21 protein-coding genes and 5 pseudogenes are annotated in these 26,042 nt (G+C 60.4%); 14 read left to right on the top strand and 12 right to left on the bottom strand.

What is annotated here, in order from left to right:
- Nucleotides 1–149 precede the first annotated feature (149 nt).
- From M1D43_RS29560 to M1D43_RS29550, 3 genes and pseudogenes are all read right to left on the bottom strand, one after another.
- Nucleotides 150–989: a type 1 glutamine amidotransferase domain-containing protein gene (locus M1D43_RS29560; protein ID WP_498814594.1), complete on the bottom strand. Its 840-nt coding sequence runs from the start codon at nucleotides 987–989 to the stop codon at nucleotides 150–152.
- A gap of 77 nt (nucleotides 990–1,066) precedes the next feature.
- Nucleotides 1,067–1,759 carry a type 1 glutamine amidotransferase domain-containing protein gene (locus M1D43_RS29555; protein ID WP_014990288.1) on the bottom strand — a complete coding sequence of 231 codons (693 nt, stop codon included), beginning with the start codon at nucleotides 1,757–1,759 and terminating at the stop codon, nucleotides 1,067–1,069.
- A gap of 194 nt (nucleotides 1,760–1,953) precedes the next feature.
- Nucleotides 1,954–2,462: pseudogene (locus tag M1D43_RS29550) on the bottom strand (SDR family oxidoreductase); the annotation flags it as partial.
- Between the two features lie 195 nt (nucleotides 2,463–2,657).
- Here M1D43_RS29550 and M1D43_RS29545 point away from each other — a divergent pair.
- The gene (locus tag M1D43_RS29545) at nucleotides 2,658–3,614 is read left to right on the top strand and encodes a LysR family transcriptional regulator (protein WP_498814811.1); all 957 of its coding nucleotides are present in this window, start codon (nucleotides 2,658–2,660) and stop codon (nucleotides 3,612–3,614) included.
- A gap of 111 nt (nucleotides 3,615–3,725) precedes the next feature.
- A complete protein-coding gene (locus M1D43_RS29540; RefSeq protein ID WP_127672499.1) occupies nucleotides 3,726–4,196 on the top strand; it encodes a CHAD domain-containing protein in 471 nt (156 codons plus the stop codon).
- 82 nt (nucleotides 4,197–4,278) lie between these two features.
- On the opposite strand, the gene M1D43_RS29535 is transcribed toward M1D43_RS29540, so the two are convergent.
- Nucleotides 4,279–5,088 carry a class I SAM-dependent methyltransferase gene (locus tag M1D43_RS29535; protein ID WP_498814593.1) on the bottom strand — a complete coding sequence of 270 codons (810 nt, stop codon included), beginning with the start codon at nucleotides 5,086–5,088 and terminating at the stop codon, nucleotides 4,279–4,281.
- Nucleotides 5,089–5,391: 303 nt separating this feature from the next.
- Here M1D43_RS29535 and M1D43_RS29530 point away from each other — a divergent pair, with 303 nt between their 5' ends.
- Entirely contained in the window at nucleotides 5,392–6,465 is a 1,074-nt protein-coding gene (locus tag M1D43_RS29530) for an extracellular catalytic domain type 1 short-chain-length polyhydroxyalkanoate depolymerase (RefSeq protein ID WP_498814810.1), read from the top strand.
- Between the two features lie 64 nt (nucleotides 6,466–6,529).
- On the opposite strand, the gene M1D43_RS29525 is transcribed toward M1D43_RS29530, so the two are convergent.
- Entirely contained in the window at nucleotides 6,530–6,985 is a 456-nt protein-coding gene (locus tag M1D43_RS29525) for a winged helix-turn-helix transcriptional regulator (protein WP_010968030.1), read from the bottom strand.
- A 92-nt stretch (nucleotides 6,986–7,077) separates the two neighbouring features.
- On the opposite strand from M1D43_RS29525, the pseudogene M1D43_RS29520 reads away from it, so the two are divergent.
- A pseudogene (locus M1D43_RS29520) lies at nucleotides 7,078–8,315 on the top strand (MFS transporter).
- Between the two features lie 304 nt (nucleotides 8,316–8,619).
- On the opposite strand, the gene M1D43_RS29515 reads toward M1D43_RS29520, so the two are convergent.
- Nucleotides 8,620–9,510 (bottom strand): NmrA family NAD(P)-binding protein, encoded by an 891-nt coding sequence (locus tag M1D43_RS29515; protein WP_015241985.1) that lies wholly within the window; start codon nucleotides 9,508–9,510, stop codon nucleotides 8,620–8,622.
- Nucleotides 9,511–9,588: 78 nt separating this feature from the next.
- Between M1D43_RS29515 and M1D43_RS29510 the strand changes: the two genes are divergently transcribed.
- Nucleotides 9,589–10,503, top strand: a complete 915-nt coding sequence (locus tag M1D43_RS29510; RefSeq protein ID WP_498814591.1) for a LysR family transcriptional regulator — start codon at nucleotides 9,589–9,591, stop codon at nucleotides 10,501–10,503.
- Between the two features lie 480 nt (nucleotides 10,504–10,983).
- Here the strand turns inward: M1D43_RS29510 and M1D43_RS29505 are convergent, their stop codons facing one another.
- Nucleotides 10,984–11,967 carry a LysR family transcriptional regulator gene (locus M1D43_RS29505; RefSeq protein WP_014990280.1) on the bottom strand — a complete coding sequence of 328 codons (984 nt, stop codon included), beginning with the start codon at nucleotides 11,965–11,967 and terminating at the stop codon, nucleotides 10,984–10,986.
- A gap of 102 nt (nucleotides 11,968–12,069) precedes the next feature.
- Here M1D43_RS29505 and bla (M1D43_RS29500) point away from each other — a divergent pair, with 102 nt between their 5' ends.
- The 3 genes and pseudogenes from bla (M1D43_RS29500) to M1D43_RS29490 form a co-directional block, all read left to right on the top strand.
- Nucleotides 12,070–13,074, top strand: a complete 1,005-nt coding sequence (gene bla / locus M1D43_RS29500; RefSeq protein WP_127638270.1) for a class A beta-lactamase — start codon at nucleotides 12,070–12,072, stop codon at nucleotides 13,072–13,074.
- Nucleotides 13,075–13,243: 169 nt separating this feature from the next.
- Nucleotides 13,244–14,138 (top strand): annotated as a pseudogene (gene bla, locus M1D43_RS29495) (class A beta-lactamase).
- A gap of 112 nt (nucleotides 14,139–14,250) precedes the next feature.
- Nucleotides 14,251–14,627 (top strand): annotated as a pseudogene (locus tag M1D43_RS29490) (Ku family protein); the annotation flags it as partial.
- Nucleotides 14,628–15,292: 665 nt separating this feature from the next.
- Here M1D43_RS29490 and M1D43_RS29485 read toward each other — a convergent pair.
- Nucleotides 15,293–16,009, bottom strand: coding sequence for a Crp/Fnr family transcriptional regulator (locus M1D43_RS29485; RefSeq protein ID WP_010968022.1), 717 nt, complete (start codon nucleotides 16,007–16,009; stop codon nucleotides 15,293–15,295).
- 268 nt (nucleotides 16,010–16,277) lie between these two features.
- Here M1D43_RS29485 and M1D43_RS29480 point away from each other — a divergent pair, with 268 nt between their 5' ends.
- Nucleotides 16,278–16,484 (top strand): hypothetical protein, encoded by a 207-nt coding sequence (locus M1D43_RS29480; RefSeq protein WP_013845721.1) that lies wholly within the window; start codon nucleotides 16,278–16,280, stop codon nucleotides 16,482–16,484.
- A 213-nt stretch (nucleotides 16,485–16,697) separates the two neighbouring features.
- On the opposite strand, the gene M1D43_RS29475 is transcribed toward M1D43_RS29480, so the two are convergent.
- A complete protein-coding gene (locus tag M1D43_RS29475; RefSeq protein ID WP_041169756.1) occupies nucleotides 16,698–17,591 on the bottom strand; it encodes a DMT family transporter in 894 nt (297 codons plus the stop codon).
- Nucleotides 17,592–17,654: 63 nt separating this feature from the next.
- Here M1D43_RS29475 and M1D43_RS29470 point away from each other — a divergent pair, with 63 nt between their 5' ends.
- Together M1D43_RS29470 and M1D43_RS29465 are read left to right on the top strand one after the other, a co-directional pair.
- Nucleotides 17,655–18,653 (top strand): LysR family transcriptional regulator, encoded by a 999-nt coding sequence (locus M1D43_RS29470; protein WP_498814590.1) that lies wholly within the window; start codon nucleotides 17,655–17,657, stop codon nucleotides 18,651–18,653.
- Complete coding sequence (locus M1D43_RS29465; RefSeq protein WP_015241991.1) at nucleotides 18,646–20,145, top strand: FAD-dependent monooxygenase; 1,500 nt, start codon at nucleotides 18,646–18,648, stop codon at nucleotides 20,143–20,145. The genes M1D43_RS29470 and M1D43_RS29465 overlap by 8 nt, the downstream gene beginning before the upstream one ends.
- 210 nt (nucleotides 20,146–20,355) lie before the next feature.
- Here M1D43_RS29465 and M1D43_RS29460 read toward each other — a convergent pair whose 3' ends face one another.
- Nucleotides 20,356–21,594, bottom strand: coding sequence for an MFS transporter (locus tag M1D43_RS29460; RefSeq protein ID WP_015241992.1), 1,239 nt, complete (start codon nucleotides 21,592–21,594; stop codon nucleotides 20,356–20,358).
- Nucleotides 21,591–22,229: an NAD(P)H:quinone oxidoreductase gene (gene wrbA, locus M1D43_RS29455; RefSeq protein ID WP_010968017.1), complete on the bottom strand. Its 639-nt coding sequence runs from the start codon at nucleotides 22,227–22,229 to the stop codon at nucleotides 21,591–21,593. Before wrbA ends, M1D43_RS29460 begins: the two co-directional genes overlap by 4 nt.
- Before the next feature lie 154 nt (nucleotides 22,230–22,383).
- Between wrbA and M1D43_RS29450 the strand changes: the two genes are divergently transcribed.
- From M1D43_RS29450 to M1D43_RS29440, 3 genes and pseudogenes are all read left to right on the top strand, one after another.
- Complete coding sequence (locus M1D43_RS29450; RefSeq protein WP_498814588.1) at nucleotides 22,384–23,304, top strand: LysR family transcriptional regulator; 921 nt, start codon at nucleotides 22,384–22,386, stop codon at nucleotides 23,302–23,304.
- Between the two features lie 4 nt (nucleotides 23,305–23,308).
- A pseudogene (locus tag M1D43_RS29445) lies at nucleotides 23,309–23,553 on the top strand (hypothetical protein); the annotation flags it as partial.
- Nucleotides 23,554–23,691: 138 nt separating this feature from the next.
- Entirely contained in the window at nucleotides 23,692–24,201 is a 510-nt protein-coding gene (locus M1D43_RS29440) for a DEAD/DEAH box helicase family protein (RefSeq protein WP_010968015.1), read from the top strand.
- Between the two features lie 587 nt (nucleotides 24,202–24,788).
- On the opposite strand, the gene M1D43_RS29435 is transcribed toward M1D43_RS29440, so the two are convergent.
- Complete coding sequence (locus tag M1D43_RS29435; RefSeq protein ID WP_017276714.1) at nucleotides 24,789–25,781, bottom strand: Bug family tripartite tricarboxylate transporter substrate binding protein; 993 nt, start codon at nucleotides 25,779–25,781, stop codon at nucleotides 24,789–24,791.
- Between the last annotated feature and the right edge of the window lie 261 nt (nucleotides 25,782–26,042).

The raw sequence follows: 26,042 nt of genomic DNA, 5'->3' as shown, positions 1-26,042 counted from the left end.
ACTTTAATACTATTGGTCACTTTTCTGTCCTGTCAGGCTGGTTCCCCGCTTGCGATATGGGCAGCGCCCAAGCCGCTACATGGCGGTGTGAATGATGGTGAAGCATCGTCACCGTTCCGGGAGCGGCGTTGGCCACTGGTCGGGCCGGTTTATTTCAGGCGTTTCAGCAGTTCTGTGGCAACGGCCGGGGCGGAGGCAGGGTTCTGGCCGGTGATCAGTTCGCGGTCGGTCACGACGTTTGAGGCCCACGGCGCCTCATTGCTGACGAAGTCTCCGCCGGCCGCTTCCAATGCCGTCTGCGGATAGAACTTCATCTTGCCACCGTTCAGCAAACCCTTGGCGATTTCCTCTTCCTGATTGCTGATGACGGTCATCTTGTAGCCTGCATAGATCCAGCCCTCGGCCTTCGCTGAACCGCTCGTCTCAAGCTTTGTGGTGAAGGCCGACGCATCGGGCAGGGTCGACAGGAGCGCGATCGGGCCGTGGCAGGCAAGGGCGGTTGTCTTACCCTTCGCATGGAAGTCGGCGAGTAGCTTGCCGAGTTCCGGGCTGACCAAAAGATCCTGCATCGGGGCATGGCCGCCCGGCACATAGACCGCATCGAAATGGTCGTAACCGATCTGCTCGACGCGGGCGAGGCTGACGACCGGCGAGCTGCTGTCGGATGTCAGCTTGAGCTTGTCGAGCATGGCAATGCTTTCCTGCATCGCGGCCTCGTTACCGCCGAAATACATGTTGTCCACGGAGGATTTGTCCAATGTCGGCGCCGTACCCTTCGGGGTCGCAAAGGTGATGTCGTGACCGGCCTCGGTGAGCGCCTTTACCGGCTGCATCAACTCGTTGAGGTAGAAGCCGGTCTCGAAAACCTTGCCGTCCTTGAGGTCGAGGTGATCGGAATCGGAAAGAACGACCAGCACGTTGGCGGCCTGTGCGGTAAAGGCACTTGTTCCAAGGACAACGGCGAGAGCAAAAGTGCGGATGGGTTTCATGTTTTTTCTCCAGGCGAAGGCCATTCCCAAACCGCACGGGCAGGGATGGCTGATGATCCGTTATGAGTGATGCGGGGTTATGCGGTCAGCAGGTCGCGTAGAGCTTCGCCGACGCCCGTTGCTGACTGCGGGTTCTGGCCGGTGACCAGCCTTCCATCGACGACAATCTTGGCCGCCCAATCGGCGGCCGGATGATGATGTGCACCGCGGGCGGAAAGCGTGCTGGCAAGCAGGAAGGGAACCGTCTTGTCCAGCTTGACGGCCCGTTCCTCGTCGTCGGTAAAAGCGGCGACATTCTTGCCGGCAACCAGGTGGGCGCCACTGCTCAGGGTGATGTTGACCAGTGCCGCGGGGCCGTGGCAAACGGCGGCGACGACACCACCAGCCTCATAAATGTCGCGGGCGACGCTGTTGACGGCCGGGCTTGTCGGGAAATCCCACATAGCGCCATGGCCACCGGCGAAGAAAATGGCGGAGTAGTCTTTTGGATCGACATCGGAAAGACGCGACGTGTTGCGGATGGCGTGGCGGAAGCCTTCGCTGTTCCAGTAGCGCGCATTGACAGCGTCATTGAGGTCGAGGCCGTCGACCGGCGGTTCACCACCGGCGATCGAGGCGAACTCGACCGGGATGCCGGCGGCATCGAGGACGGCGAGGGGATGGGTGACTTCGCCGAGGTAGAAGCCTGTGGATTCGCCAGTTTCGCCTTTGACGCTATGGCTGGTGAGGACGAAGAGAACCGGTTTGAGATCCTGAGTTGCGCTTGTCATGATCTGCTCCTGAAATCGGGATGAGTTGGATCGCATCGATTGCCTTGAACGTATTAAAGCTGCGAAAGTGGATAAATGGGCTTTCGAGGAATTCATTTGTTCGCAGAAGGACAGAATGGTGGCCAATAATACGCTGCCGTGCCACAGGGACGGTTCCGCTGCCCTTCTGTCTGGTTCACCCGACGCGAAATGCCTCAGAGCAGTGCCTTCCCGATCGATGCGCCACAATAAACAAACAGTGTCTGGCCGGTGATGAAACCGGCGTCCTCTGACAAGAGGAACTGGATCGCGGCTGCAATTTCGTCCGGCCTACCGAGCCGATGCATGGGAACACCCGTCAAATACTGGTATTCCCTTTCGCAGTTCGGTTCGGTCGGGACGGGCGCCACATTGACCGTAATGCCTGTTTGCGCGAGTTCGAGCGCCCACGTCCTGGTGAAGCTGACCAAGCCCCTTTGCGGCCGCATAAGCAGTTCGCTCGGCGATGCCGACGGTGAGGCTGCAGATATTAACGACACGGCTCCGTCCATTCGCTCGCATTCGGGGCAACGCTGCCTGCACGGCCCGAATGCCAGGATGTAAGTTCAGGCGAAGGATCGCATCGGGCGCGTCGAGGTCGACATCGCCAAGGGCTTGCTGGCCGCACGTGGCCGACATTGTTGACAATCCCGTCGATCCCATACCGCTTGGAAATATCGTGGAGTGCGGCTTTCCACGAGAAATGTACGTTGTTGGGTCATGATGCGTGCCTTTCGGTCTTGCTATCAAAGGTGGCGTCTGGGAGCTGACGCGGAATTTGGTCTCCACCCGACAGGGGGAAGGGCTAAAGCACTTTATTGATGCCAAAATCGAGGATAAAGCTGTCCCAAAGAAACTAACTTATTCGCTAGGGGTCAAAATGGGACGGCGGTTTGATCATCTTGGCGATGTGGAGGCATTTATCACCGTTGCCGAAAAAGGCTCGATGACTGAAGGCGCAGTCACACTGTCGACGACGCCGTCGGTCCTCAGCAGGGCGATTACCCGTCTTGAAGCCCGCCTTGGCGCGCAACTGATGCGTCGAACCACGCGACGGTTAAGCCTGACGGATGAAGGCCGCGCCTATCTGGAGCAGGCCCGAGCCGCTTTTTCGATGATCGATGATGCGGAGCGGGCGATTCAAGGCCCAACAGGAGCGTCGTTGACGGGTCATGTGCGCATAAGCGTGCCAACGACCTACGGTCACTATCGACTCCCGGCGATGCTGGACCGCTTCACGCAGATCCACCGAGAAGTCCAGGTTGAACTGAGCATCACCAACCGCAATGTCGATCTGGTGGCGGAGGGTTACGATCTGGCGATCCGCCTCGGCCCGTTTCCCGACAGCGGGCTGGTGGCGCGCAAACTGGAGGATGCTCCTTTGCGGCTGGTTGCCTCTCCGCATTATCTCGAACGGGCCGGCGTTCCGCGGAGTGTCGAAGACTTGGCGACACATCAGTGCCTGCCGTTCGTGATGCCGAGCACAGGCCGGTGCGCCCCATGGCTGTTTCGTGTCGAGGGACGTGACGTTGACTGGACGCCATCTGGTCGCATCCGGGTGTTTGACGACGTGCTGGGTGTGGTTTCGTTGGCGGAAAACGGCCTCGGCATCTGTCAGACCTACGATTTTATTGTGCGGGGCCGTATCGAACGGGGGCGTCTTGTCGATGTGCTGGAGCACGCGCGCGGCCGTTCCCGGCCTTTCTCGCTCATCTTCGCCCCACACCGCCGCCTCTCGGCGGCCACGCGGACGCTCATCGATTTCCTTGCCAGTGACGGGTTAGGCACCTGTCTGGCGCTTTCCGGGCCAGGGCGCAGGACATCCGTGAAAGTCTAGCGGCGTCTTCGCTCTGCACGGCGCGCGGCACCGTTTCCTCGGCCCTTTTGACTCCCACAGTTCCGGAGTTCGAACGACCGTAAGCCGCGTTCGCTTCGGCGCGCGAGATCGTTGATCATCGACTTCGCCGAATGGATTTCAATGAAAGATTGGCGGAGCGACAAAAAGGGCGCGGCGTTGCTCGCCAGCCCAGCAAAGAGTTTCGCCTCTACTGTCCTGGACAAGCTTTGGAAGAGGGTGACGAGGGGCGGCAATCTTGTCGATCTCGACGACGAGGCCCGCCATCAGCTGCGGATAACGGCAAAGAAACTGCGCTATGCGGCGGAGTTTTTCAGCCCTCTCTGTATGGGCAAGGCGGAAACCAAACGCCACCAGCGATTTATCACGGCGATGGAGGGACTTCAGGATCAACTCGGTAGCCTGAACGATCTTGCGACCGCTCCCGATATGCTGTCGAAGCTCGCTCTTTCGGGCGTTCCGGCAGCGGGGGACCTTGTCAGTGCTGCCGATAAAGGCACGCTTCTAAACGCTACCGCGGAAGCGGATGATACCTTTGTTGACGCGAAGCGCTTCTGGCGCTGAGGCAGGGGAAAACAGTTATCGCGGCAGGATTTGGCTCATTTCTTCTTTCGGATCGTGTGATCATCCCGCCGCTGCGATGCGCTCAGAAACCATACCGAATGAGGCGCCCCATAGGATAAGGTATGGTGCTGAAGAGCTGCAGCGCCACCTGGGCGGCGGGTGACATCCGCGCCACCTGGCCGATGTCCCAATCCGAACGATCCTCAATGAGCTGTAGCCCCGGTACCTGCCGCTCCAGCTCTGCCGGGTCGTCGACCGCCCATTGGAGACTGGCACCGGTGGCTCGGATCGCCGGATTGAAGCGCAGTAGCCGTATCGCAGTACTGCTATAGGCATCGAAAGCTATCTCGCCCTCGGGAAAGTGCCCGGCGATCCGGCGCAGAACCTGCGAAACCTCATGATCTTCCAGATACGGGAGAACACCCTCGGCGACGATCATCGTCGGTCTGTCGGCGGGAAGTCTCTCAATCCAGCCACGCTCGACAATCGAGCAGGCAATCGTTGTGCAGCCCGCACGGCCGGGATAGATCCGTTTCCGCCAGGAAATGACATCAGGGACATCCAGTTCGAACCAGCGAACTCTCGGCCCGGGATCGATCCGGAAGATGCGACTGTCGAGACCGCAGCCGAGATGCAGAACAGTGGCCTCCGTGCAGCGCTGGAGGAATGCCTCGGTCCAGCGATCAAGCATATAGGCCCGCAGCGCGATGCCGATCGTCATGTCGTGACCAATCTCAAGGTGCCGACCATCCGGATCAAGACGGTGCAATGCATCAGCAGCAAAGCGGTCGCGAAGCAGCGAATCCGGCATGGCGCTTTCGGCTGCCTTGGCTTGGAGCGTAATGAGCAGGGTTTCCGTTGCGCCGGTGAGGCGGACTTGCTCCGGTTGCATTGCTTCCTCCAAAGTGCCGGATCAAGAGGGTACCCTCTCCGCCGCATCAGCAGCAACGATCATCTTATCCTTGCCAAGCATTGAGAGCCGGGAGTCGAGGTAAATTCGACTGACAAACCGCCTTAGCGGAACCAGCGTCCATTTCCCCGGGTTTCGACGGAAATGGGCAAGGCACGTGATTTTTGTAGGACAAGGCAGCGGAACTAGAATATTGTGCAGTGCAGCAACAAGAGGCAATCTGCCGCGTAGCACCCATGATCGCCTGGCGGCGACAGCGAGGAGGCGACATGCGATCCCTTTACACTGGAGCGACTGTCCAGATTTCGTAAGGACAAGAGTGGCCACGCCGCTACCGCAAGGTCGAGGCTGTCTCGGTTGCAACGGTTCGGTTCAAATCCCGGAGCTTTGCAAGGTTGGTACCATGTTCCTGTCGGCCTGAAAGAGTCACCGGCCTTGGTCGTTGTTCTCCATGGATGTACGCAGAATGCTGCCGGTTATGATCACGCATCCGGGTGGTCGAAAATCGCTGAAGATTTCGGGTTCGCGGTCCTTTATCCGGAGCAGGTTCCCGCCAACAACCCAAATGTGTGCTTCAACTGGTTCACCCCAAGCGATATTAGGCGCGGCCAGGGAGAGGTCCACTCGATACGGCAGATGGTGGAGACCATAATTGTCGAATATGGCATCGACCGTCGTCGGGTTTACATCACCGGGCTATCGGCGGGAGGCGCGATGGCCAACGCGGCGCTTTGCGCCTATCCGGAGATCTTCACCGGCGGCGCGATCATCGCTGGCCTCCCTTTTGCCGCTGCGTCGACAGTACCAGAAGCCTTCGATCGCATGCGGGGACACGGCATTCCCGATGTGGAAAGCCTGCGAAGCCGGCTGTCCGGCGCCTCGCCCCATGCCGGTCCATGGCCGACCATATCGGTGTGGCACGGCACAAACGACCGGACCGTTGCGGAGGCGAACGCCAAAGCAATCATCGCTCAATGGAGCGGCGTCCATGGTGTCCCATCGAACCCTTCGTCGGTCGAAACGGTCGACGGGCACAAAAGGCTGGCCTGGCGAGACCGATCCGGTAGGGACGCGATCGAGCTCTACCTCATCGAAGGTATGGGCCATGGGACACCACTCAAGGTCGCATCTGGCTACGGACACACAGCACCACATATGCTGGACGTGGGAATTTCCTCTACCCTGCACATTGCCCGCTCATGGGGCCTTACGCCGTTGTCCCGCCGCCAGCCGGAAAAAGTTGGTTCCGTAAAGCCCGCGCCGCCACATCAGGCTGCGCACCGATCACAGTGGGATCGGCGGGCAGACATTCAGGCGGTAATCGAAAGGGCACTGCGCTCGGCGGGATTAATGCGTTGACAGCCCCGCATCAGTACACCCCTGATCCCCCTGGCTCAGGGTGGGCTGACGCTAGGAGCCCTGCTTACCCTAGGTCCTCCGAGATCTTGAGGATAACCGTCTCCTCAGAATTCACCGGGCGCCCGTCTTCTGTCAGCACATCGAGGCGTATGGGTCGTCCGGTCGATCGTTCGACGAGCTTCGAGCGCTTCTCGTTGGGCGCGAAAAGATGGCGCTCGCCGAACTGTCGCAACGCGACCATTACGGGGAAGAGATCACGCCCCATTTGCGTGAGACGATATTCCTGGCGCGCCCCACCTTCGGATATGGGCACCGCCTCCAGGATTCCGCGGTCGACAAGGGTGCGAAGACGGGCGGTGAGGATGTTCCTTGCGATCCCCAAGCTCTTCTGGAACTCGCCGAAGCGCGTCACGCCGTCAAAGGCATCGCGGACGATCAGCAATGACCACCAATCGCCGATCACGTCGAGCGATCGGGCGCTCGGACAATAGTCTGAGATGTGACTCTTGCGTCGGACCATGCATGCTCGTTCAGTTTCCAAAATCAGTTGCAATATTAAACTTTCCGCGATATCCGTCAAATAGTTTAATGTTGCAACTGTCGAAGGGCCTCATGTCGATATGTGAGATCGAATCCACGGCTATCGCACCGGCATGCGATACCACGTCGGGAAAGCGTTCGAAGCCGGGGTTATCTCGGTCGTTAACTCTGCTCTTCGCGGCAGCGAGCGGCCTCGCTGTCGCAAACGCGTATTTCGCGCACCCGCTTCTCGATGTGATCGCCGACGATCTCTCGCTGCCGCGGGCGACTATCGGGTTCGTGGTCGGCGCCACCCAGCTCGGCTACGGACTGGGTCTCGTCCTGCTTGTACCCGTGGGGGATCTGGTCGACCGGCGCAAGCTCGTCATCATCCAGTCTCTCCTATCGGTTCTGGCATTGCTCTGCGTCGGCTTTGCTCCGACAGAAGAGGTGCTCTTCCCGGCGTTGATTGCGATGGGCTTTTTCGCCGTGGCTACGCAGGCATTCGTCGCCTATGCGGCAAGCCTCGCACGACCCGAGGAGCGCGGCGCAGTCGTCGGTACGGTGACAAGCGGAATCGTGCTCGGCATCCTGCTGGCGCGGACGGTGGCCGGCGCCGTCGTCGACATTGCCGGCTGGCGCGCGGTCTATCTGCTGTCGGCTGCGTTCACGCTCGCTATCACCGCAATTCTCGCTCGTGTCGTGCCAGCGCAGCCGAAGAGCGGTCCGGCGGTCTCTTATCCGAAGCTAATCGGATCCCTGTTCACGTTGTTTCTGCAGGAGCCGGTCCTGCGTGTCCGGGCGATCCTCGCGTTTCTGATCTTCGCCGATGTCACGACGCTTTTGACGCCGCTCGTCCTTCCCTTGAGCGCCCCGCCTTATTCGTTGTCGCATGCTGCGATCGGTCTGTTCGGATTAGCGGGCGCGGCGGCGCGCTGGGGGCTTCGAGGGCGGGACGTTGGACCGACGAAGGCTTCGGCCAGCGCGTTACCGGCGTGGCGCTCACGCTGATGCTCTGCTCATGGATTTTGATCGGGCTGCTTCCTTATTCGATCCTTTTCCTCGTTGCGGGGGTGCTGCTGCTCGATTTCGGGCTCCAGGCCGTTCACGTGGCGAGCCAAGGCCTGATCTATCGGGTGAGACCTGAAGCCCAAAGTCGCCTCACCGCCGCCTATATGGTATTCTACTCGACCGGATCTGCTCTCGGCTCCTCTATCTCAACCCTGGTCTATGCCCGTTGGGCGTGGACGGGAGTAAGCATGCTTGGTGCCGGCATTGCGGCGGCGGCACTCCTCTTTTGGGCGATAACGCTTCCCAAGCGCATGGCCTGACTAAGTGTTAGAGCAAAGCTGCATTCTGCGGCGTCTGACCAGGACTATATAACTTCCCCCGGCGTTCAAGGCGCGGCCGGCAGGTGAGTCTCGCCACCGAACCTCAGGGCCTGAGTTGCTTGTGGCTTTGAGGGCATAGTTTTGAACGTCGCCGGTTGTTCGGCGATGATGAGCCTATCTTACTCCCGCGAAGCTCCCCGATAGTTCCAGCTCCGGTAGTAGTCGGCCGGCTTGTCGCCCGCGGTTGCGCCGCCGGTAAGTCGACCTCGTGTTCTGGCCAACGCACTAGAGGAGCCGCGCAGGCTCAGGTAGCCAGGCCGCTAGCATCCTCTCCCACTTCCCGCACAATCCTTTCGACCGCGCGGGCCAACGCGACGGAGCCGCGGCGCTGTTGGGCACCTTCTTCGTGCTCGACCCTGCCGTTGGCGATGCCATCATACATGCCGAGCAGCGCATCGGCGACTTCCGCGGGGACTCCTTCCTGGGCGAGAACCGCAGCACGAGCCCCTGGCGGAACGAATGCGGTCACCACATTGCGATCGAGTACCCTGCCGAATGCGGCCGCAACATCGTTCGCGCTCCAGTCTTGCGGGCCCCGCAGCTCAACGATCCGCTTGCCGCTGAATTCGTCACTGAGCAGACAGGCGGCGGTGCGCCCTACGTCGATTGTGCTCACCATCGGGATCTTCTGAGAGGGTTCGAGAAAGCTCGGAAGCACGCCGTCGGCGATCACTGCCGGTGCTATCTCGCCCCAAGTCTCGACGAAATAACCCGGCCGCAAGAAGGTAGTCGACGGCGCTACCTCCGCGAGATGCTTCTCGAGGCTATTGAGCGTTGCGATGACACCTGTACCCGTTTGGTGCTGGGCACCGACGGAGGACAAGGCGACGACCTTTGACAGCCCAGACTGTCGCACCGCTTCTGCAAGTGCGCTGCCGATCTCGTCCGCGCGCTTGTAGGGATCGCCGCTCACGGGCGGGGGAGAAAGCAGGAAGGCGCCCGAGGCTCCGCTCAATGCTGCGGCGAGGCTTGGCACATCCTCGATGCTGCTGATCGCTACACTCGCTCCGAGCTTCGTCCATTTTTCGGCCTGCTCCGGCCGCCGCAGCACGACTCGGACGGGTTTGCGCAATTCGATCAGGGCGTGAGCGGTCTCGCTGCCGGCTCGCCCGTTTGCTCCAAGCACTACGTACATGTCGGTTCTCCTTGGTTGACGACCTGGATACTAGCGTTCACATTGCCATGCGTCGAATGCATGGAGTGTATAGAAGCGATGCGCGAAGTGGATTTAAGGCATGCCGACCTCAACCTCTTAGTTGTCCTTAATGCACTGCTGGACGAACGGAGCGTTACCCGAGCTGCGATGCGGCTTGGCATGAGCCAACCCGCTGTCAGCCGGGCGCTTGCGCGCTTACGGGCACTCTTCTCCGATGCACTTCTGGTGGACGGACCGGGTGGATACCTGCTGACCTCGCGCGCGGAGGATCTGCGTCCTCTACTACGCAACACCTTGGCAGGCGTCAGCGAACTTCTCGACGGCAGAACATTCGATCCGATGCAGGCGACCGGGTCCGTGCGCCTGCTGATGTTGGATCTCGAAGCTGCAGTACTCGCCCCGCGGCTGATCGCCAGTCTCGCGGTGCAAGCGCCGGCCGTCGATCTCCAGGTTGTGCCGCCAGGGCTGCGGCCGCTCGAGGCGCTTGAGGCCGACGCTGTGGATGCCCTCATCGGCGTCGTCGAGGACGCACCTGCGGGAGTCAAAAAACGCAAGCTCTACCAGGACAACTTCGTAACGCTGATGCGCGCCGAGCATCCTGCTGCGGCCAGGAAGATCACGTTGGAACGGTTTCTTGAACTGGATCATGTCGTGGTCAGCATCACCGGGACCGGCCGAGCATGGGTCGATGAAATCCTCGCTCGCTCGGGCAGAAAACGCCGGGTGAAGGTACGGGTGCCGAGCTTCTTCGCGGCAGTCGAAATCGCCGCGCGTTCCGACCTTGTCATGACGCTGCCGTCCAGCCTTGCGCGAACTGCCGCTGACATGCGGCGGTTCGTCATGGCGTCGCCGCCGCTCGACCTGGGCAGCGTGGTCATAAGCCTCGCCTGGCATGCGCGCCATCAGGATGCCCCGAGACATGTCTGGCTGCGCAGAACGATCGCCGCGGCCGTTGCCGATATCGGCCTATAGCGTTCCCGCAGCCGCTGCAGACCAGCGGCGCGAGTGCTCCGGATCGAGCATGCCAATGAGGCGTCTCCTCTCGTTTGGGATCGCAATTAAGTGCCGGAAATCTCTGGTAATCGGCCAATGTGACAAGGCCCGGGCAGGGCCAGGTGTCACTTGCATGGCCTCAGTCAAGATAGGGCGGCCAATTGGTCGAATCGTCGGCTTCGCTAAGTCAGCATCCGGCGAGCGGATCGCTACAATCAACTAAACAAGCCGCTCGCCTCGATCAGGCGCCTTCCTCAATCAATACCTCGGTGACCTGGACGCCTCCAACGCGTCGATGAAGACAGTCGCTATAGGCGCGATGGTTCCAGTAGCAGGCACGCCATGGAAGCAGCGTGGGCCAGTGGCCACTATGGCGTGCTCTGCGACCTTGCTCGGGCCTTGGCCCGCAGAGTAGCCGTGCGAAACGTGCAGGGCGGGATAGGTCTCGACAGAAGCGCCCTAATCCTGGCCGCTTCCGATCCTGTTGGCCGTTCCTCCGCCGGCGTCGCCATGTTTGGCTGCGGCGTCTTGAATTATGCTTCGAGCCCACGAGATTGCCGGCTCTTGCAAGGCGGAGATACCCCAAAGCAACGAAAGCTGTGATCGTCGGGGTGGGTCAAGGCGAATGAGCCGGAGATCAGGATGGCGACAGATCAGCGCTCGGGCGGAACGGTCCGGCATCGATGCGATCAGATCCGTAGCCTCGAGCACATGCCCCAGGGCGGCATAACTCGGCACGGAGAAGGCAATTTTGCGGTGCTTTCCAGCTCGCGCCAGTTCCACATCGAGGTAGTTCTGTGACGTCGGCCAAGGAAGCGGATAGATGTGTTGCTGCGCCAGGTAAAGCTCGGTCGAAATGCGATCGGAACCGGCATGGAGCGCCGAGCGCGGGCCGGCCAGAACGACCAGCTCATCCTCCCACACGATGGCAGCATCGACGAGTGCTCCGATAGGTGTGGCGCCTCCGACAGAAAGCACAAAGTCGACCCGGCCTGTGGCGAGATCGATCTCGTAGCTGCGACGCTCGAACGGTTCGATTGTGAGCGACCAATGCGGCGCGCGGCTCCGCAATATTGCTGCTAATACTGGCAGGAGCGAGATCTCCAGAGCTCCTGGAGAAACGATCCGAATGTCTCGCACCGACTCGCCGGGCTCGAATGTCGCGCCCGGCGCGCTCACTCGACCGGCCTCCAGCTCGACGTCCAATACTGCTTTCAAAAGAGAAAGCGAGCGCTCAAGGCTTTGTGCACGCGCGGTTGGCAACATTCCGCCGCCCGTTCTGACGAACAGAGGGTCTGAAAACATCTGTCTTAGCTTGGCGAGCGCATGACTGACTGCAGAAGGGGAAACAAAGAGGCGTTCGGCGCAGCGAGCGACGCTCCGTTCTTCCAACATAACTGCCAGCACCTTGAGAAGGTTGAGGTCGATTCTGCGCCAATCCACGTGAACTGAATCCTGTTCAGATTAAGATGAGAACCTATCATTTGGCTCAGTTTCACCGATGTGGCAATAGCTCTGGAGCACATCCTCCAAACTGGTGAAAGTATGCCAAAAATCGTTAGCTTGACCGCTGCGCTCGCAGTTTTTGCAAGCCTCGTCCCAACTCAGTTGATCGCGAGCGGTTTATCTGATCGGGACCGTCTTCGCTCTGAACTCACGGTTCTCGCCAACGCACATCCTGGGCGAGTAGGCATCTGCGTGCGGGATGAGGCGTCGCCCGCAATCTGCGTGAATGGCGAGCAGCGTTTCTCACTGCAGAGCGTGATGAAGGTCGTCGTGGCCGCGGCCGTGATGCAGGCGGTCGACGACCGTCGCATCGCGTTGGGAGACCGCCTTACTATTCGGCGTGACGATCTGAGCGTCAACATCCAGCCCATCGCCGATATCGTCGCCGAAAGGGGCTCCTTTGAAACCAGTATTGGGGACTTGGTCAGCCGCGCAGTGGTGGAAAGTGACAGCGCCGCGACTGACGTCCTGATCTCGCACCTGGGAGGCACGAAGGCGGTGCAGGCGTTTCTCGACGAAGCAGGGCTGCAGGGAATCAGGATCGATCGAACGGAGCGGGAGCTTCAAACCGAAACGGACGGGCTGACCTGGACACCGGAGTTCGTGTTCCCGGAACGCCTCGAGCAGGCTCGCAAAGAGGTTGCCGATGCCAGGCGTCAAGCCGCATTCGAAGCGTACCTCAAGGATCCGCGCGACACCGCCACGCCCATCGAAATGGTTGGTTTCCTGCACAGACTGGCGACGGGCCAACTCCTTTCCGCATCCTCGACCGCGCACCTTCTCGAAGTCATGAATAGGACTGTAACTTTCCCCGACCGCCTGCGTGCCGGCGTGCCTTCAGGCTGGACGATCGGGCACAAAACAGGCACGAGCCAGACCCGCAACGGTATCAATGGCGTGACCAACGACGTCGGCATTCTGACTGCCCCGGACGGCACTCACGTTGCCGTAGCCGCATTCGTGGCGGAGTCTCGTGCTGGCAAAGATGAGCGCGCCGCCACGATTGCCGCAGCGGCCCGAGCCATTACGGCAGCTTACAAGTAGTCGCTGCGACGAGGGATGATTCACTTCATCTCTTGCAAGCTGAGTGGTCCGGACAGACCGTAAATCTCGCCGATTTGTGGAGGCCTCGGATCCTCACATAGCCACTTATGCCGTCTCGGCCTTTGACGGCGACCCCTGAAGAGCCACTACAAGAAAGGAAAAAACGATAATGACGACCTTGATTTCGCGCCGGCGCGCGCTCGCAGGAGCGATCTTCGCCATGCCTGCGCTTGCCACCGTTTCGACTATCGCCCGGGCAGAATTGCAGCACGCACTTGAGGCAAGGCTTGCTGAGCTGGAAAGGCGCCATGGTGGCCGCGTCGGAGTCGCCGCGCTCAATCTTTCGACCGGAGCGCGGGTGGGGCATCGGGCGGACGAGCGATTCTTGATGTGCAGCACGTTCAAGGCACTTGCGTCGGCAATGGTCCTCGCGCGCGTCGATAAAGGAGTTGAAAAGCTGGATAGGAGGATCGTCTTTTCGAAGGAAGTCCTCGTCTACTTCTCACCCGTCACAGAAACGCGTGTCGGCGGTGAGGGAATGTCGGTCGCGGAACTCTGCATGGCGACCTTGACGCAGAGCGACAATACGGCAGTAAACCTTCTGCTTGAGAGCTTCGGGGGCCTCCAGCCCTAACCGAATTTGTCCGTTCCTTCGGCGACGAATTAACGCGCCTCGATCGTTTCGAGCCCGAATTGAATGAGCACGACGGTCCGGACGATTTACGTGACACCACCACACCTGGAGCCTGATGGAGACCCTGCGCAAGCTGATCTTCGGTGAGGTCTTGTCCAGGTCTTCCCGTGCGCAACTCGCCGGATGGATGGTCATGAACAAGACGGGGGACTCACGGCTGCGCGCTGGTATGCCAGAGTCATGGATGATCGCGGATAAAACCGGTGGCAATGGAAACCAGCACGGCAACAATAACGATATCGCAGTAGCGTGGTCACCGAACCGGGGTGCAATCGTTGTGGCTACTTACTGTGAGATTCCCACCATATCCGCCGACGAGCGAAACGCGGTCGTCGCTGAGGTCGGGCGCCTAGTGGCGGAGCTGGCATGAGCTACACGAGCCGCAGGATCTTGCGCTCCTGCGGCGCTGTCCAGGAGCGGACGGTCCTCGCAGCGATGAGGAGCGGCAGTGCCTGAATCATGACAATCTTCGCTTTCTTTGCGGCGGTAGTCGTTTGAAGGTGGTGGCCGTCGCCCAAGCGGTCCTCTTCCGCCGGATGCGCGCCGTCATGCTGCGCCGCATGATAAAGGGCTGATCGCCACCACGCTGAACTTTGATTACGAGGTCCGCAGCGCCAAGGAGGCCTTCAAAGGGATCCCCGACATCAAGATTGAGGCCGATATGCCCGACTTGGCGAGGCACATCATTGGCATGAAGAAGGGCACATCCTCAGCCGAAGAGTGCGATGATCGCTACGAGCCACACTCGCCGAGTTGATCAAGGCCAAGCTCGAAGGAAAATCCCTGCCGAAGCGTGCACCCCGAAGGTTCAAGGGCCAACGATCTAAGAATCTTTGAAAGACAGTATAGCGGCGCGCGGTCGGGTGCTGACAACTGTCCGGCCTCTGATGCGGCCTTCCATTTGCCGCGTGCCCGTATGAATGGCTGCCGTGCTTGAAGGGCGACCAGGGTTCGCAGGTCGGCGAGGTATCCCGCGCCCTCCGCTGGCTTGCCGTTGGCAGCGATTACCGGGGAAAACGAAAACGATCGTCCCGGTTGATGGGCCTCGGTGCGCGCAAATAGCTCTTCCATTCATACAGATTCAACGGTGTTTGAGGCGCCCCGTCTCTACCTCGCGATCATCCAGGAGGTCGTTCATCGTGCGATATTCGTCACAGAGCTTGTTGAAGCTTCAGCCCGTCGCACGGTCTCTTCATTCTCGAAGGAACTCGCCGACAATAATCGGCTACGCTCAACCATCCTGTCGGTACATTGTCTTCTGCCCCTCCGGCAGTATGCCTATATGCGCGGCCGTTATTGCGTCGGCCCTCTTGCAACGAACCTGGCGGTCGCGTGCCGTGTACCAGAAGAACGCGTCGTGAAAGACAGCAACGGAGCCCATTCCCAGACGGAGACTCCGCCACGCTCATGAAGGATCAAAGGCTTGCATCTCCAATCGTTGGGAGCGTCGTTTTCTCGACTCCCTGCGGCTGGCGACGGCAGAATTATTTGCAGGAGGGCGCGCTGGAGGCGTATTTCCGCGGTTCAGAAGAGCGCAGTCATAAGTCGGCGGTATTCCGCCTCCGGCTTGCCATAGGCGTCCCGCGCGAACTCTTCGAGGGCTTGCCTGTTTCTGATAATAATGTTGCCCCTGTTCGAGCGAATGAAACCGTTGCCTTCAAGGACGTGGAGCGACGTTGTGACGCTTGGACGGCGAACCGCGAGCATCAGCGAAATGAACTCGTGCGTCAGAGGAATCTCGTCGCCTGATACACGATCGTGACACATCAGAAGCCATCTGGCTAATCTCTCGTCCACTCCGTGCAACGCGTTCGAAATCGCAGTGTAGGTAAGCTGAATCGAGAAGGCCTCAATGCATCGGATCATCACCCTGGCGAAGTTCCGGTTGCGATCCATCCATTTCCGGAATGCGCTGAACTCCATCCGGTAGGCGTTTCCTTCGATCTGCATGATGATGTCGTGCACACTGAGCTCTACGCCCATAGCAGCAGAAGTCGGGATATAACCTTCACTCCCGAAGATACCCGCCTCCGCTTTGTTACCCTCAGGCGTCGAGGCGACCAGGGAGCCAATCCCGGACGTGAGATAATAAACATGGTCTATGGGGGCGCCGGCCGTAGCAATAAGAGCGCCTCTAGTCACTTTGACATAGTCGAGGTCGGGCGCAATCTGATTATAGTCAGGCTCCGGAAGCAGGTCCAGCAACTGGTTGTCAACCGCGGCTTCGGGTGGAATCGCCATTGCCTTCCCTTAATGGGAGCCGGGGGTGCCGCGGCTCTGTTGGCAGCTTTCTGCCAAGTATTGCGGATCGGTATTACATGACTCTAGCATGCCGGCTGCCCATCGACTATGTGCAAGTCAGCAACATTCTGAGGCCAGTCGTCTCCAATCGGGCGGTGACCGTACGGTTCCGGACCCTTTGTCCTTGGGCGCAGTATTGACTCGCCATGTAGACCAAGGCGCGTAGACTTTCCCAATCGAGGCGATCGCCAGGCCGGAGGAAGAGCTAATGAGACCCCAAAGAGTACCCACCCTTGATCCACTAGGGCCTGACGAGCTCGAGATGATCGAGGGCGTTTTTCGTCGCGAACTGGAATTGCGAGCATTGCCACTGAAGTCCGAGGAGGCTGCAATACTCGCAGCGAGGCTGATCGGTGCCTATCAGTCCGGAATACGCGACGCTGTCGGCCTGACCGCGGCGGCGGAACGTTTGTGAGGCAGCACCTCCCGATCACCTTGAAGCGCACCTGCGCGCCTGCGTACTCACAAGCGTTGCAGGTTACCTGGAGCGGTTCCTCAAGGGCACGCCTTATCGCGAGGATGTTCACGTTCCGTGCTAGAAGGATGGCATAATGTATCGAACAAGAACCTGCATAATTTATCGTCAGGAACTGTCGGCCATCGGAGAAGGTGAATTCTGACGACCGTATCAGGAGCGACGTCCCCAACTGTTTACAATGATGACTCCGGCAAGAGCCAGTGCGCCGCCAAGAATGGTGTTTGCCTGCGGAATTTCACCTAGCAGGAGCCACGCCAGTCCAACAGAGGACGGTGGAACCAAATAGAGAAATTGACCTGCCCGCGCGGCACCGAAACTCTTGAGTGCGTAGGTCCAGCAGCTTTGACCGATAATGCCCGGACCGACGGCCAGGAACATGATCATCAGCCAGGTGTCCGGACGCGCGCGCATCAATTGGGAGACGCCGGCCGGTAGCCAGGGCGTGAGGGCGAGAGCGCCGGCAACGATGACGAGCGCCGTCACGTCGAGCGGCTCGGCTCTGGCGAAGAGAGGGCGCTGGAGGATGGAATAGGCCGCTGCACAGGCTGCGGCGAGCACGATCAACGTCGATCCCGTCCCGAACGACAGCCCCCCGGGCTGCCCCGAGGCGATCAGGGCCACTCCGGAAAAGCCAACTATCGTTCCAACCCAATTCCAGCGACCGAAACGCTCTTTCAAGAAGAGCACCGCGAGCAGCACCATGAAAAGCGGCTGTGTGTTGACGATGAAGCCGGCAGCGCCGGCGGAGACGGTTGCCTGCCCTAAATTGAGGAGCACGTTGTACGCGGCAATGCCAAGGAGGCCGCTGATCGCCAGAACGACGAAATCCCGGGGGAGGAAGCATCGCGGACGCCGCCAGGCAATCCACGCAATCGCGAAGACCGCCGCTAGCGCGAAGCGGATAGCTGCCAAGGGCAAGGGTTCCACTTCGCGCAATGCATAGCCGATCGCCGCAAAAGAGAAAGACCAGGTGATGACTGTTCCTGCAATCGCAAGTGCCGGCAAGAAGGGCGTCATGGGGATGTCAGCTGCATTTTTGTTCATGCGAGCTGTGTGCCACACAAACATCTGTTGACATAGAATGCGCGCCGACATTCAGATGTGCTCATGACGCACAACGATGAACTGCCGCCGCTCGAGGCGCTTCAGGCCGTCCTGTCGGCTTACCGCCTCGGCTCGTTCTCGGCTGCCGCGGCTGCGCTTGGCATTAGCCATGGCGCCGTCAGCCGACGTGTCGCAGCGACGGAACGCTGGGCCGGTCTCCGTCTTTTCGGCCGTCACGGGCGAGGCGTGCGAGCGACACTCGACGGCGAGCGCTTCGCCGCACGCATAGAACTCGCCTTGGCGATGCTGCACGACAGTCGAGGCATGGGTCGTTCGGATCATGGGCTCGATACCGTTCGTGTCGGCGTCGTGCAGTCCTTTGCGCGTCTTTGGTTGACACCGAGACTGGCAGCCCTCGAAGGCACGCCGCCCGACCTCAGGATCGAGATGGACATCGACAACGCACATATGGCGCTTTCCGACGCGCGCATTGCCATTCGGCTGGGCCGTGGCGGCTGGCCAAATGTCGTCTCGGAGCCTTTGTTCGACGAAGGTCTGCAGCCTTTTGCCTGCCAAAGGATTGCTCTTGAACTGGGGCCTGACCCGGCTGCCAGGGATCTGCTGCGTTATCCACTGATCCACGATGCGTCCGAGGCTGGTTGGCGCCTCTGGCTGGCCGCGCAGGATCTGGTATATCACCCGGAAGGCAAGGATCGGACCTTCGGCGGCCACGATCTGGCTTTAATAGCAGCGGCTTCGGGCATGGGCATTGTTTTAGGGCGCAAGCCCTACGGTATCGAGCAGCACGAACGGATGGGGCTTGTTTCCGTTCATCCGGCTGTGGTGGATAACGTGGAACGGTTCCACGTCGTTACGCGATCAGGTGCGCGGCACGGGGCGAGATCCATCGTCTGCGGAGCCAGGCTCGTCAGTCGCAGCCTAGAGCGGAATGAGAAAAAGCGTGCGCGGCTTTCAGCCCGCATTCCGCTATGGCGGTTGCAGTTAGGAGAGAGTCAATGCGCTTTATGTCACGCTGCCGCGCGGGGATCTGTCGATGACTGAGCACGCGGTAATCATTGCGGGAGGAGGTCCGACAGGGCTTATGCTCGCTTGCGAGTTGACATTGACCGGGATCGATGTTGCCATCGTGGAAAAGCGCGTCAGCCCGGCCATTGTGGGATCGCGTGCGGGCGGTCTCCATTCCCGCACTATTGAGGTTCTCGACCAGCGGGGCATTGCTGACCGGTTCCTCTCCGAAGGACAGGTGGCCCAGGTCACGGGTTTCGCCGCGACCAAGCTCGACATCAGCGACCTCCCGACGAGGCACCCCTATGGGCTGGGGCTGTGGCAGAACCACATCGAGCGCATACTTGCCAGCAGGGCCGACGAGCTGGACGTCACGATATATCGCGGAAGTGCGGTATCGGACTTTGAACAGGACGACATCGGCGTAGACATGAAGTTGTCCAACGGTCAATCGCTTCGGGCCAAATATCTCGTCGGGTGCGATGGCGGTCGCAGCCTTGTTCGGAAGAAAGTAGGGATTGAATTCTCTGGATGGGAATCGACGACAAGCAGCCTTATCGCGGAGGTCGAAATGACCGAACAGCCGCCGATGGGCACTCATCACACCCCTCTTGGGATCCACTCTTTCGGCAGACTGGAATATGAGATCCGTGATGGCGAGGTTGTCTATAAGGACGAAGGGCCGGTACGCGTTCTGGTACCCGAACAGCATGTCCGCGGAGCGGCTGGGGAGCCCACCCTGCGCGAACTTAGCGCCGCGCTGATCGCCGCGTGCGGAACCGACTACGGCGTGCACAGCCCCACGTGGATTTCTCGATTCACCGACATGGCCAGACAAGCAGCATCCTACCGTAAGGGGCGGGTGCTGCTGGCAGGCGATGCCGCACACGTTCATTCCCCGGTTGGTGGACAAGGGCTCAATACCGGTGTGCAAGATGCCGTAAATTTGGGGTGGAAGCTGGCCCAAGTGGTCAGGGGAACATCACCGGATACCCTACTGGATACCTACCATTCAGAGCGCCACCCCGTAGCAGCCCGGGTGCTGCGCAACACGTTGGCGCAAGTCGCGCTGCTGCGCCCTGACGATCGCACCGAGGCCGCGCGGAGCGTCGTGGCAGAACTGCTGCAAATGGACGAGCCGCGCAAGCGGTTTGGAGCCATGATGTCAGGCTTGGATATCCACTACGATCTCGGCGAGGGACACCCGCTGCTCGGCCGCCGGATGCCCGACCTGAACCTGGTGACCGCCACCGGACAAGTACGGTTTTACACCTTGCTGCACTCGGCGCGGCCGATACTCCTCAACTTGGGCAAGCCCGGCGCGTTCGATATCAAACCATGGATTGATCGGGTCCAGCTCGTCGATGCGCAGTATGCCGGCGCGTGGGAGCTTCCAGTGCTCGGAAAGGTCACTGCTCCCGGCGCTGTGCTGGTCCGACCCGATGGCTATGTCGCCTGGGTCGGAGATTCAACCCGGCGTGGGTTGGTTGACGCATTGTGGACATGGTTCGGAGCGCCAGCGGACTAAAGACCAGTAGCTGATAACGAGGGCAAGCCGCTATAGGTCTACTGGAACAGCGCTGTTCGATTTTCAGTACGCGTGCCGGATCAACGGCGCTGCGCCCCAAGCGCATCAGGGGAACGGAGGACATGCGTCGCCGTCGCATCTTTATTTTTGCTCCGCACTCACCCAGCCGGTGAAACTGGCGGGAAGCGTTTGAGGGCGCCACACCGGGGTTCAGAATCTACCTCCTGCGCGCGTAAGTGGGCTTTGGCCGGAAGCGGCTTCAGTCAATTGCCTCTTGTTGAAGGGCAGCACAAGCAGCGCTGCCACGAAGGCGATCCCAACAATAGCAACGGAGACCATCGGCCAGCCGAATGCGCCGGCAAGGCCGCTGGCGGCGGCAGGACCGATGATGAGGCCGAGGTTATTGCCTTGCATGGCGAAGCCGATGGTCACGCCGACGAGTTCAGGCCCCGGGGCTTGACGCGGCGCGCTATCAAAAATGACGACGGGGATCAGCCCGCCGGCGAAAGAGAAGACGACACAGAGCGCATAGGAGGCGATAGCCCACAGGGTATGGCTGAAGATCCCGATCCCGCAAAGGGCCATGATGCCGAAGCTGAAGTGCAGCAGGCGCGCCGGCAGGAAGCCGCGGGCGAGTAACTGTCCGCACACGAGGTTGCCGACGCCGCTCGCCGCTATGGCCAGCGCGCTCAACATGCTCGCCGTCTCATTGCTTACCCCGAGGCGTTGAGAAAGCAGCGGTGGCAGAAGGCCGAACACGGCAAAGAAGATCGCCGAGAACGCCGCGAACAGACCTCCCAGCACCCAGGGTCCGGGCGAAACAAGCGCCTCACCGATGTCCTGATGGATCTTGCGGTACGGTCGCGGGTGGTTGGGTGGCGGGTGCAGACCCCACCTGAGAAGCATCGCGTAGCTGACGAGGATCGAGGCATTCAACAACCAAAACCCGCGCCAAGTGACGATGCTCAGCAGCGGTGCGGCGAGCATGATCACTGTTAAGCCCACTGGCATGAAGCTTGCCCACAGTGCCATCGCCCGGTCGCGGATCTGGATCGGGGCTAATCCGGCGATCAGGGCGGGGGCGGCAACAACAAGGCAGAGAAAGCCGAGACCTTCGATCACCCTTGTCGCGAGAAGGGCAGTAAAGCCAGGCGATAGCGCGCCTAAGGCCGAACCAGCAGCCTGAAGAAGCAGGCCAAGGGCAGCCATTGTTCTGGCTCCGATGCGGTCGACAGCCAGTCCGATTGGAGCACCGGCCAGAGCGCCGAGGATGGCGAAAGCTGAGATGAGCCACGACGCCGCGGCGAGACTGAGCGCCAGATCCCCCTGTACCGCGGCAAGTGCGGCCGGCGCCTTACCCACCTGGAAGGCAGACACCACGCCCGCGCCCACGACGAGCGAAATCCGGGGCCATGCCGATCCGCCCGATGTGAATTGGGAGACAATCAACGGACCAGCTCCGGCTGAAGGTGACTGCGACCGAGCTGCATGGCAGCTGCGACCTCGGCGACGTGCCTGCCCTGAAACCGTGCGCCGTCCAGTTCATTGGCGCTCGGGCTGCGGTCGCGGTGGTTTTCGTCCTCAGCCAGCGTCGAGGCGCCGTATGGCGAACCGCCGGTGATCTCGTCCATACGCATCTGGCCTTTGAAGCTGTATGGCAAGCCCACAATCACCATGCCGAGGTGCAGCATGACGACGTGCGTGGAGAGGATCGTCGACTCCTGTCCGCCGTGTTGACTGCCCGTAGAGGTGAAGACGCTGCCAACCTTCCCGACCAGCTTGTTTTCGGCCCACAGGCCGCCGGTCTGGTCGAGAAAATTCTTCATTTGGCTCGCCATGTTGCCGAAGCGAGTCGGCGTGCCGATGACGATTGCATCATAGTCGGCAAGCTCGGCAACGGTTGCGATGGGCGCTTCCTGGCCGAGCCGGTATCCTGAACTCCTAGCGACCGCCTCCGGCACGAGTTCCGGCACGCGCTTGAGCGCCACGGTGGCGCCCGCCTGCTTGGCCCCATTTGCGACCGCTTTCGCCATTGCCTCGATGTGACCATACGAGGAATAGTAGAGCACGAGCATCTTGGTCAGCTCTTCGTCCTGTCTTGTTGCGGGTGACCGGACGCGGACGAGGTTGCCTCCGTGCCGGTCAGCACCGGTTGCCTTCTGCCAACCAATAGATGACATGGGCGAGTGATCAGGGTAATTGTGAAAAAATCGGCCAAGTCGATCTATGGAATAGATCATGTTGGATGCCCTTACGCTCGACCAGATGCGCATCTTCGTCGCCATAGCGGCGACGGGGAGCTTCCGCGCGGCCGCTGCGCGCCTCTCCCGAGTTCAATCCGCACTCAGCCATGCGGTTGCCAATCTGGAGGCGGAGCTCGGGGTCAGCCTCTTCGACCGCTCCGGGCACCGGCCGGTGCTAACGCCGGCGGGCCGCTCGTTACTGAGCGATGCGCGCGCCATCCTTCTCAAGACAGACACAATGCGCGCGCGTGCTCGCGGACTTGGCGGGGGAGTCGAACTTGGGCTGACGATCGCGCTCGATCCGCAATTTCCGCCCGGTCTCGCCGGTGCTGCACTGGAGGAAATGCACCGGGACTATCCCTCGGTCGCCATACGGCTACTCACGGCATCTCTCGGAGAAGCAGTTCATGCGCTACGGGAGCGCCGCTGCGCTGTGGCCATCAGTGGCATCGATCTTCCCGATCCACATATTGAACGGCGGGCGCTCGCCCTTGTGCCGCGCGCCGCCGTCGTCGCTGCGAGCCACCCACTCGCTGTCTTGGCTGCAGCGGGAAATCCGGTCACAGCCGCGGATCTGGCGGACCATGTGCAGGTCGTTGCCGAGGATCCATCTCCGCTTACACGAGGCCGCGACTTTAACGTTCTGTCTCCTGGAACATGGCGGGTGGGTGACAACATGACAAAGCATGCGCTCATCCTCGCCGGAATCGGCTGGGGAAACTTGCCGCTCTGGCTGGTCGAGCGCGATTTGGCGGAAGGCCGGCTCGTGCGGGTTCCCGCCGCGGAATTCGCTCCGCAAGGCGAAACGCTGACAAATGCCTACCTGATGCATAGGACCGACGAGCATCTCGGCCCCGCCACACGTGCATTTTGCGACGCGTTGCTGCGCATGGCCGGCCACCGAACGGTGCCGTGATGCCACCTTCTCGCCTGTGGCCAGAATGTACTACGCAGCCTCGACGACGATCTGCGGCGCCCACGCGATTTCCGAGGGCGGCCGAATGGTGCTTGGGGCGCAGGCCGGCAAAGTAGGCCCGACCGGGTGTTCCGCAAAGCCGGAATCACCCATTTTCAGAGCGCGATAGAAACGCCGTTCAACCTGATCCTCGAAGCACGGCTCAAATCTTTCGGCAGATCAACGACTACGTCCGCAGCGGCATCGTAGTAGTTCGCCAGATCGGTGCCACTGCCGCCGTCGAACCGGTCGGCGTACCGAAACCTTCCTTGCTCAAGTGAGTTCGTTGGTGAAGCGTCCGCACTAGAGTCTCTTCTCACCGGATTGAATGCCATGTAAACGGCGCCTATGGGAATTAAGAACTATCTGATCGAAGGCGGCTCCGGCACTGGAAAGACGTCTGTCGCTACCGAACTGGAGCGGCGGGGCTACCATGTCGTCCATGGTGACCGGGTCTTGGCCTATGTCGGCGATCCTGAGACAGGCCAGGCGCTCGCAGGACCACCCAAAGGCGCGGACCGCATCGTTTGGGGGTACGCGCACTGGATCTGGCCTGTCGACAAGGTCCGCGTTATTGCTGCCGACACCACCTATCCTGTCACCTTCTTCTGTGGTGGCTCGCGCAATTTCCACAAATTCCTCGACCTTTTCGACAAGGTTTTCGTGCTCGACACAGACGTCGAGACGTTGAACCGACGATTAGATGGGCGGCCAAATGAGCCGGGCTTCGAGCCGGCAGAGCGCGCGTTGGTACTCCGCTACCATGATACCCGGGAATACCTTCCAGCCGGCATCAATATCGACACGGCGGGCACCGTCCAAAGCGTCGTCGACGGTATCCTCGCTCAACTCACTTGAAGCCCGAAAAGTATTGTGAATGGGATGGAAAGCACTCGAATATTGCAGGAAAGACCCTAGCCGCTTGGAATGGCTCACTGGCGGAGTAGCCAATGATGTTTGAAGCGCACAGGGGTGGCTTGCAGTCGCCTGCCTTGGCACGCCGAGCGACGCTGATCTGGCTTGGGCGACCGGCAGCTTTCGGAACGACGAACCGGCTTTCCAAACGGCCGGAATGAGGGCGCGAAGCGATCTTTCAGTAGATTGAACCTTTATGTCTGCAATTTGCCGAAGGGGCCGTACCTCACGAGCCCCGTGCACGGCTTGTTGCGAGTTCACGTTCTAGGCTTTAAAAGATCGCGTAATGTATCGAGTGGAACGCCATCGTGAGCCTGCCGCACGCGGCAACACGGAAGTCTCACAATAGGCGCCCTGGTAGCACTGCCATCCTCCGATCACGACGCGGTGAACGATTACTGCTCACTGCACCGCAGCAGGCGGGCATTCTTCTGCTGGAAGCTCATTCGGTCCCCCGAGAAATAACTGAAGTTCGACATCCTTAGCTTTTCCGGCCGGGACGAATTGAGTCGGTAGGCGACAGCTGCAGATTAATCCATCTGGATGTTGGCGTCGCGGACAACCGGGATCCATTTGGCAAGCTCGGCTTTGACGTGGGCGGCGAGCTCCTCGGGCGTCGAACCCACGATCTTGGCGCTGAATTCCTCCATGCGTTTCTGCACCGCTGGATCGGCCATGGCCTTCTTCGCAGCTTCGTTAAGTCGGGCGATCACCGGCTGTGGCGTATTGGCCGGAGCGAAGAGCGCATTCCAGGTATAGGTCTCGTAACCGGGAATGCCCGACTCAGCGATGGTCGGAATGTCCGGAAAGGACGATGCGCGTTCTGCCGTCGTGACAGCGAGCGCGCGAAGGGTGCCAGCTTTGATGTGACCGGATGACGAGGGGAGGTTGTCGAACATGATCGGCACCTGATTGCCGAGAACGTCGTTCAGTGCCGGGCCGGAGCCCTTGTAGGGAATATGCTGCATCTCGACACCAGCCATCTTCTTGAAGAGCTCGCCGGAAAGATGTAGCGGCGTTCCATTGCCCGAGGAGGCGTAGGCGTACTTCTCGGGTTCAGCTTTCAAAAGCGCCAGCAATTCCTGGACGGTCTTGGCGGGCAGCTCCGGGTTGACCACCAGGACGTTCGGAACGAGGACCAGGAGTGAAATCGGTGCGAAATCCTTCTCGGGATCGTAGGGCTTGGTCTTGAGGATCAGGGGGTTCAGCGCATGGGTCGCGACTGTCGCCATGAGGATCGTATAGCCATCCGGTTCGGCGCGCGCGACATTGGCTGCCCCGAGGTTACCGCCGGCGCCGGCGACGTTCTGAACGATGACCTGTTGGCCGAGATCCTCGGACATTTTCTGCGCAATGATCCGCGCGACAACGTCGGTCGAGCCGCCGGCAGCAAAGGGAACGACAAGCGTAACGGTCCGATCGGGAAAGTCCTGCGCATTTGCGGGCGCGCTAAGCGCGAGCGCGGACCAGAAAGCAAATCCGGCGGCCATGGCGGCGCGGCGGGTCAAGCTTGGAAATATCATGCGAAAATCCTCCCGATCTTAAACACAAGGTGCTGGCGTGCTGCCGGCTGTTCTAACAATAGGGCCGACTTCCTGTCACGCAATGGGCGGATACGATTCGCCGTGATTGGCCGGTGAAATATGGGGTTCTTCAGTGTTCTCCCGTCGGCCCCTTGAAGCACGGCCGACGGCTTGCTAACCGAATCGGTCGCCGAAGGCACATGGCGATCATGGTTCTCTCTAAGATCCAGGCAAACCATAGCCACTGGGGCTGGCTGAAAG

The organism is Ensifer sp. R1-3, from assembly GCF_056739175.1.
Note: the sequence above shows the minus strand (reverse complement) of the source record. Positions and strands in the feature narration are given on the sequence as shown.